Genomic DNA, 9,078 nt, shown 5'->3' on the forward strand with positions numbered 1-9,078 from the left:
TGCCTTCCTGCCGGATCGCCGTAGTGTCCGGAGCGGCCTGGACCCGTCGTCCGAACATCTCCGGCACCGACACGTCCGCGATGTCCGAGGCGGTGTCGTTCCAGTCCACCACCACCCGCTCACGTTCAGCCGCATCCAGCACATTCATTGCGCACAGGGCTGCGTCCGGGCCCCCGTTCTGGGCCTCGGTGAGCGCGTCGACCACCTTCTCCAGCGTGGTGCACAGCAGCTTGCTGACCACGTGCGGATCGAACACGTCGGCGGTCTGCGCGAGCACGCTCAGACCGCCTGGCCCGCGATCGTTGACCGACACCGACAGCGGATAGTGGGACCGCTCTTCTCCGAAGACGGTCCGGATGCCTTCCACCTGCTGCCGTCCGGCAGTGCTCTCGTTGGGATCGGTAATCTGCCGGTAGTTGAGCAGGGAGGTGAACAGCGGCGTGCTGGGCTCTATGCCGCTGGCGCGCTGCGCGATCGCGAGCGGTGCGTGCTCGTGCTCCAGCAGGGCCGCCAGTTGGTCCCGCATCTCCTCGACGGCGGCCCGCACCCCCACCCTCCCGGTCGGTACGCGCACCGGGAGGGTGTTGATGAACGGACCCACCACCCTGTCGGCGCCGGCACCGGCGTTCATGCGCCCCAGCAGCACTGTTCCGAACACCACGTCGCCGCGTCCGGACAACACCGCCAGCACCCTGGCCCAGGCCACGTGCAGCACCGTGGCCGGACTGACCCCGAGTTCCCGCGCCACTCGCCGCAGGCCGTCTACGACGTCGTCGGGAACGGGCGCGCCCGCGTCGACGAAACGGCCGCCGACGTCGCGCACGTCCACCACCCCGTAGGGTGCGGTCGGCTCGGTCACATCCCCCAGGAGGTCGTTAAAGAAACGTCCGTGTTCCTCGCGCGGCACCGCCCGCGTCTGCGCGACGAAGTTGCGGAACGGCAGCGCCGGTGCCAGGTCCTGGGTCTGGCCGGACAGCAGCGCGCGGAGCTCCTGCTGTACGACGTCCATGCCCATGTGGTCCTGCAACATGTGGTGCATCCGCACCAGCCCGAGCCAGCGGCCCTCCGTCGCCTCGGCCACGTGCAGGTCCATCAACGGCGCGTGACGCAGATCCATCACCGAGCCCGCTACGGCGACCAGGGGCTCCATCCGTCGCCTCGGCTCGGCGGAGTGGACCGTGAGGACGTGCTCGACGACGGGCAGTGCCACGTGCCGCCACACCACCTGCACGGGCTCGCGCAACCCTTCCCACACCACGCCCGTGCGGTAGATGTCGTGCCGATTCGCCACCTGCTGCAACGCTCGCGCGAACACGTCCAGCCGGGCGCGTGAGTCGAACTCCACGCCGAAGGTGGCGACGTACACGTCTTCGCCCGCGCCCGCCAGGAGGTGGTGGAAGAGGAGCCCTTCCTGCAACGGTGCCAGCGGATACATATCGGCGACATTCGCCACCCCGCCCTCGACCGACGCCACGACCCGGTCGATCTCCTCCTGGTCCAGCTCCACCAGCGGCAGCATCTCCGGGGTGATCCGATCCGCACCCTCCGGGATCAGGTTCTCCGGCACCTCCACGGACCCGGCACCGGTGGACGCCGCCAACTGGGCCGGCGTGGGCGCCTCGAACAACGCCCGCACCGACACCGACACACCCCGGGTACGCAGCCTTTCGACGAGTTGGACGGCGAGGAGCGAGTGCCCGCCGAGCTGGAAGAAGTTGTCATCGACCCCGACCGACCCGAGCCCGAGAACGTCGGCGAACACCGCGCACAGGATCTCCTCCTGCACCGTGGCCGGGGCCCGCCCGGCACCGGTGACGTACTCGGGGGCGGGCAGCGCGGGGCGGTCGAGCTTGCCGTTCGCCGTCAGCGGCAACTCGGGAAGCGTGACGAACGCGGCGGGGACCATGTAGTCCGGCAGCCGGCTCTCGGCCAGCTCCCGCAGCTCTGTCACATCCGAATCCGCCACCACGTAGGCGACCAGACGCTTGTCGCCCGGAACGTCCTCACGTGCCAGCACCGCGGCCCGAGCGACGTTCGGATGGGACGACAGCAGGGACTCGATCTCGCCGGGCTCGATGCGGAACCCGCGTATCTTGACCTGCTCGTCCACCCGGCCGACGAACACCAACTGCCCATCCGACGTCCACTTCACCAGGTCCCCGGTCCGGTACATCCGCTCACCGGAACCCGGACCGAAGGGGCAGGCCACGAACCGCTCACCCGTCAGCCCCGGACGACCCACGTAACCGCGCGCCACCCCCGCACCGGCCACATACAGCTCACCGGCCACCCCAACCGGCACCGGCTGAAGCCCGGCGTCGAGCACGAACATGCGCGTGTTGGCCATCGGCGCCCCGATCACGGGCTCGTCACCGGCCGTGAGCGGCTGGGACATCGACGCACACACCGTGATCTCCGTCGGCCCGTACGCGTTGATCAGCCGCCGGTCCTGAGCCCAGCGCTCCACCAGCAGCGCGTCCAAGGCGTCGCCGGCCGACACCAGCGTGGTCACCGAGCCGAGGTCGTCGGCACCCAGCACGGCGAGAACGGCGGGCGGCAGCGTCGCGTGCGTCACACCATGCCGGGCCACCACCTCGGCCAGCCCTGCACCGGGAACCAGCTCCTCGGCCGGGGCCACGACCAGCGCGGCGCCCGAGCACAGCGCCATCAGCACCTCGGAGGTCGCCGCGTCGAAGCCGATCGAGGCGAACTGCAACACGCGCGACCCCGGTTCCACCGCGAACCGCCGGATCTGTGCCGTCGCCAGGTTCACGGCCCCGTGGTGGGTGAGCGCGACACCCTTCGGTGTCCCCGTCGACCCTGACGTGTAGACGACGTACGCCAGGCCCGCCGGATCCTGCTCCACCTCGGGCGATGGCGGTGTGTCCGCGCAGCCCTCCACGAGCATGGTGGTCACCGGGTCGTCGATCGCGACCATGCGCACACGCCCGACCGGGAGGTCGCCGAGCGTGTCCTGGGTGCCGACGATGAGCTGGGCACTGCTGTCGTCCAGCAGGTAGGCCAGCCGCTCGACGGGCAGCCCCACGTCGACCGGCAGATACGCAGCACCGGCCTTCCACACGGCCAGGATCGCCGTCACCAGCTCGGCACCGCGCGGCAGGCCCAGGGCCACGACCGACTCGCGGCCGATACCCAGATCGCGCAGATGGCGCGCCAGGCGATTGGCCGCCGCGTCGAGCTGCCCGTACGACAGCTCGACACCGTCGCCGACGACCGCCACCGCATCCGGAGCCGCAGCGACCCGTCGGGCGAACAGACCCACGGCCGTCGGAGCGGGGGCCGGGGCCGCGGTGTCGTTCCAGCCGCTGAGCAGAAGGGCGCGCTCATCGGCGCCGAGCACGTCCACGGCGAGCAGCCGGGTGTCCGGGGCCGCCGTCACCAGCGTCAGCACCCGGTTCCACCGTTCGGCGACGGCCTCCACCGAAGCGGCGTCGAACAGGTCCTTCGCCCCGGTCACCGACCCGACCAGCCCGGCCGGACAGCCGTGCTCGTCGTAGGTCTCGCCGATCATCACGTCCACGTCGCACTTGACGGGCACGGTCACCGCGTCCGCGATGCCCGCGGCTGCCGCTCCCGCCCGCACGCCGGGCAGACGCAGCCGCGCCTGCTCCAGGTTCTGGAGTGTCAGGGCCACCTGGAACAGGGGGTACCGTGCCAGGGAACGGGCAGGTGCCAGTGCCTCCACGAGGCGTTCGAACGGTACGTCCTGGTGCGCGAGTGCACCCAGGCTCGCTTCCCGCACCCGGCCCAGCACCTGCCGGAAGTCCGGATCTCCGGAGAGGTCGGTGCGGATCACCAGCGTGTCGACGAACGCCCCGACCAGGTCGTCCAACGCCGCGTCGGTGCGACCGGCCACACCGGAGCCGATCGTGACATCGGTGCCCGCGCCGAGCCGTGAGAGGGTCACCGCCAGCGCGGCCTGAAGAATCATGAACGTCGTCACGCCCTCGGCCCGGGCGAGGTCCGCCATGCGCTGGTGCACCTCGGCCGGTATCCGCACCGGCGTCCGGTGCCCCTGGTGGCTGGCGACCGCCGGACGCGGCCGGTCGGTCGGCAGCGACACCTCCTCGGGCGCCCCGGCCAGCGTCCGCCGCCAGTACTCCACCTGCCGCGACAGGAGGCTCTCCGGGTCCGACTCGTCGCCCAGCAACTCCTGCTGCCAGAGCGCGTAGTCGGCGTACTGCACCGGCAGCGGCTCCCAGTCGGGGCGGGTGCCCTCCAGCCGGGCGGCGTAGGCCGTCGACAGGTCCCGGGCGAGCGGCACCGTCGACCAGCCGTCGCTGGCGGAGTGGTGCATGACGATCACGAGGACCTGTTCGTCCGCTGCGCCCGCTGCGCCCGCGCCGGTCTGGAACAGCCATGCCCTGATGGGCAGTTCGGCCGACAGGTCGAATGCGTGCCGCTCCGCCTCCTCGACCAGACCGGCCAGCTCGCCGGACTCCGCCTGAAGGACCTGGAGCTCCCAGTCCATGTCCCGCGGGTCGAGGATGCGCTGGTACGGCTCGCCGTCCGCCACCTGGAAGGTCGTCCGCAGCGACTCGTGGCGGGCGAGCACGTCCCGGAAGGCCAGTTCCAGCACCCCGGCGTCCACACCGTTCAACGGGACCAGTACGGGGATGTTGTATGTGGGGCTCGGCCCTTCCAACTGGTCCAGGAACCACAGGCGTCGCTGCGCGAACGACAACGGCACCCGCTCAGGACGCGTCCCGGCACGCAGCGGGGTACGCGCCTGGCCGGTGGCGTCTGCAAGGTGTGCTGCCAGGCCGGCCACCGTCGGCGCGTCGAACAGTGCGCGCAGGGGCAGTTCGACGTCGAGCACGGCGCGGACTCGCGAGACCAGCCTGACGGCGAGCAGTGAATGGCCGCCGAGCTGGAAGAAGTTGTCGTCGACGCCCACGGACTCCACACCGAGGACGTCGGCGAAGGCCGCGCACAGGATCTCCTCCTGGGCGGTGGCAGGACCGCGCCCCGCCTCTGTGGAGTGGGCTCCTGCGGAGTGCGTTCCTGTGGAGTGCGCCGGTGCGGGCAGTGCCCTGTGGTCGAGCTTGCCGTTGACCGTGAGCGGCAGCTCCGGGAGCGTGACGAACGCGGTCGGCACCATGTACTCCGGCAGCCGCCCGGCCACGAGGACCCGCAGGGCTTCGACGTCGAGTTCGTGGCGGCCGGAGACCACGTAGGCGACCAGACGCTTGTCCCCGGAGGTGTCCTCGCGGGCGGTCACCACGGCCTGCGTGACGTCCGGGTGGTCCAGCAGGGCGGCCTCGATCTCGCCCGGCTCGATACGGAACCCGCGGATCTTCACCTGCTCGTCCGCGCGCCCGGCGAACACCAATTGCCCGTCCGACGTCCACTTCGCCAGGTCCCCGGTCCGGTACATGCGCTCCCCGGACCCCGGGCCGAAGGGGCAGGCCACGAAGCGTTCCCCGGTGAGCGACGGGCGGCCGACGTAGCCGCGGGCGAGCTGGATCCCCGAGACGTACAACTCCCCGCTGACGTCCGGCGGCACCGGCCGCAGCGCGGCGTCCAGGACGTAGGCCCGGGTGTTGGCCGCCGGTGCCCCGATGGGCACCGTGCCTTCCTCCTGGGCCGGATCGCACGCCCAGACGGTGACGTCGACCGCCGTCTCGGTCGGTCCGTACAGGTGGAACAGCTCCACCCCGTCCATCGCCGCGAAGAGCCGCTGCTGTGTGGACAGCGACAACGCCTCGCCACCGGTCCCCACGTACCGCAGACTCGGCAGCTCCCCCGGGTCCGACAGCAGGAACGCGTCCAGCATCGAGGGCACGAAGTCCACCACGGTGACGCACTCGTCGCGGATGACGTCCGCCAGATAGTCCGGGTCCTGGTGTCCGCCGGGACGGGCGACCACCAGTGTCGCCCCGGAGGTCAATGTGCCCAGCAACTCCCATACCGCCACGTCGAAGACGATCGGTGTCTTGTGCAGCACCCGGTCCCCGGGGCCAAACCCGAACCGGTCGCGCATCCGCACCAGGTGGTTGGCGATGGCCTGGTGCGACACCAGCACACCCTTCGGCCGACCTGTCGACCCGGACGTATAGATCACATAGGCCGCGCTGTGCGGGGGTGGGTGGGGGTGCGGGCGCGGGTGCGGGTGCGGGTGAGGGTGCCGGTGGGGGTGGGGGTGCGGTGTGACACCGGCTGTCGAAGGCGCCGTGCCGGGCCCCTCTGCGGCCGACCATCGGGCCACGTCCTCGGGGTCGTCCAGCACCACGACCGGCGCGGCATCCCGCAGCAGCAGCGCGATCCGCTCGGCCGGGTACTCCGGATCCACCGGCAGATACGCCCCACCGGCCTTCAACACCCCGAGGACCGCGGTCACCATCTCCACACCCCGCGGCAGGCACACCCCCACTACCGACTCCTGGGCCACACCATGGCTCCGCAGGTGGTGCGCGAGTCGATGCGCCGCCGCGTCCAACTCCCCATACGACAGCTCCACGCCCTCGAACACCACCGCCACCGCGCCCGGATCTGCGGCCACCCGGTCCTCGAACAGCTCCACCAGCGACGCATCCGGCACATCCGCGTCCGTGTCATTCCACCCGGACACCAACAACTCGCGCTCGTCCACGCCGAGCACATCCACCGCACCCAGCGCGACGTCCGGGCCGCCGTTCACGACATCGGTGAGCGCGTCGACGAGGTTCTCCGTCGCGGTGCACAGCAGGCGCCCCAGTGCCTGCGGGTCGTGGGCGTCGGGGGTCTCCACGCTGAGGCTCAGCCCGCCCGCGCCCCGGTCGTTGACGGACACTCCTACCGGATAGTTCGTCCGGTCCTCGCCGAAGACGGTGCGGGTCCCCTCTAGCGGCCTTCGCTCGTCCCGCTGCGCGCCGGTTGCGGTCTGAGAGGGCCCCGTGATGTGACGGTAGTTGAAGAGCGACGTGAACAGGGGGGTGTTGTCGGCGATGCCGCTGGCCTGCTGCGCGGTCGCCAACGAGGCGTGCTCGTGCTCCAGCAGGGCCGCCAGTTGGTCCCGCATCGCCTCGACCGCGGCGCGCACCCCGGCCTCGTCTGTCCGCACCCGCACCGGCAGCATGTTGATGAACGGGCCGAGCACTCGGTCGGCGCCCGCGCCGGCGTTCATCCGGCCGAAGAGGACGGTGCCGAACACCACGTCGTCCCGGCCAGACAGGGTGGCAAGCACCCGCGCCCACGCCACGTGCAGGATGGTCGCGGTGCTGACACCCAGCTCGCGCGCCACCCGCCGCAGCTTGTCGGTGAGACCCTCGGTCAGCGGCACGCCCGCCTCGACGATCCCGCTGCCGTCGCCGCGCACGTCCAGCAGGCCGTAGGGGGCGGTCGGCTCGGTCACGTCGCCCAGGAGGTCGTTAAAGAAACGTCCGTGCTCCTCGCGCGGCACCGCCCGCGTCTGCGCGACGAAGTTGCGGAACGGCAGCGCCGGTGCCAGGTCCTGGGTCTGGCCGGACAACACCGCCCGCAGCTCGTCCAACAGCACATCCATGCCGACGTGGTCCTGCACCATGTGATGCATCCGCACGACGGCCAGCCAACGGCCCTCGGGTGCCTGCGCCGTGTGCAGATCCATCAACGGGGCACGGCCCAGGTCCATCGCCGAGCCCGCCAGGGCGACAAGGGACTCCACCCAGCCCGCCCGCTGTGCGGAGTCGCGGTCGATCTCGTGCTCGACGACGGGCAGTGCCACGTGCCGCCACACCACCTGCACGGGCTCGCGCAACCCTTCCCACACCACGCCCGTGCGGTAGATGTCGTGCCGATTCGCCACCTGCTGCAACGCTCGCGCGAACACGTCCAGCCGGGCGCGTGAGTCGAACTCCACGCCGAAGGTGGCGACATAGACGTCTTCGCCCGCGCCCGCCAGGAGGTGGTGGAAGAGGAGCCCTTCCTGCAACGGTGCCAGCGGATAGATGTCGGCGACGTTCACCGCCCCGCCCTCGACCGACGCCACGACTCGGTCGATCTCCACCTGGTCCAGCTCCACCAGCGGCAACATCTCCGGGGTGATCCGATCCGCACCCTCCGGGATCAGGTTCTCCGGCACCTCCACGGACCCGGCACCGGTCGACGCCACCAACTGGGCCGGCGTGGGCGCCTCGAACAACGCCCGCACCGACACCGACACCCCCCGGGTACGCAGCTTTTCGACGAGTTGGACGGCGAGGAGGGAGTGCCCGCCGAGCTGGAAGAAGTTGTCATCGACCCCGACCGACCCGAGCCCGAGAATGTCGGCGAACACCGCGCACAGGATCTCCTCCTGCACCGTGGCCGGGGCCCGCCCGGCACCGGTGACGTACTCGGGGGCGGGCAGCGCGGGGCGGTCGAGCTTGCCGTTCGCCGTCAGCGGCAACTCGGGAAGCGTGACGAACGCGGCGGGGACCATGTAGTCCGGCAGGCGTGAGGCGACCAGTTCCCGGAGTCCTTCCGGCTCCCGGCCGTTGGGCACCACGTAGGCCACCAACTGCTGATCACCGGGGCTGTCCTCACGGGCGATCACCGCGGCCTGTGTGACGTTCGGGTGGGTGAGCAGGGCGGTCTCGATCTCACCGGGCTCGATACGGAACCCGCGCACCTTCACCTGCTCATCCGCCCGGCCGACGAAGAGCAGCTGGCCATCCTGGGCCCACTTCGCCAGGTCCCCCGTCCGGTACATCCGCTCCCCGGCCGAGCCGAACGGGCAGGCCACGAAACGCTCACCCGTCAACCGCGGACGGCTCACATAGCCACGCGCCAGGCCCGCACCGGCGACGTACAGCTCACCGGCCACGCCCACCGGCATTGGCTGGAGGGCGTCGTCGAGCACGAACATTCGGGTGTTGGCGATCGGGCGGCCGAAGGGCACCGCACCCGGACGGCCGGCATCGACCGCCTCGGCAGCCACCATCACCGTCGCCTCAGTCGGACCATAAGTGTTCACCAGCCGACGCCCATCCGACCAACGCCGCGCCACACTCTCACTGACCGCCTCCGCACCCACCAACAACGTCCCGACCTGCGCCAGATCCTGCGGATCCAACACCTCCAGCAACGACGGCACCACACTCGCCACCCCCACACCCA

General features: G+C 71.0%; 1 protein-coding gene. It reads right to left on the bottom strand.

Annotation, left to right across the window (positions count from 1 at the left end):
- A partial coding sequence (locus ACYVOO_RS36935) for an amino acid adenylation domain-containing protein (RefSeq protein ID WP_461020110.1) occupies positions 1 to 9,078 on the bottom strand: 9,078 nt, incomplete at both ends.

It is taken from the genome of Streptomyces daliensis (assembly GCF_054782395.1).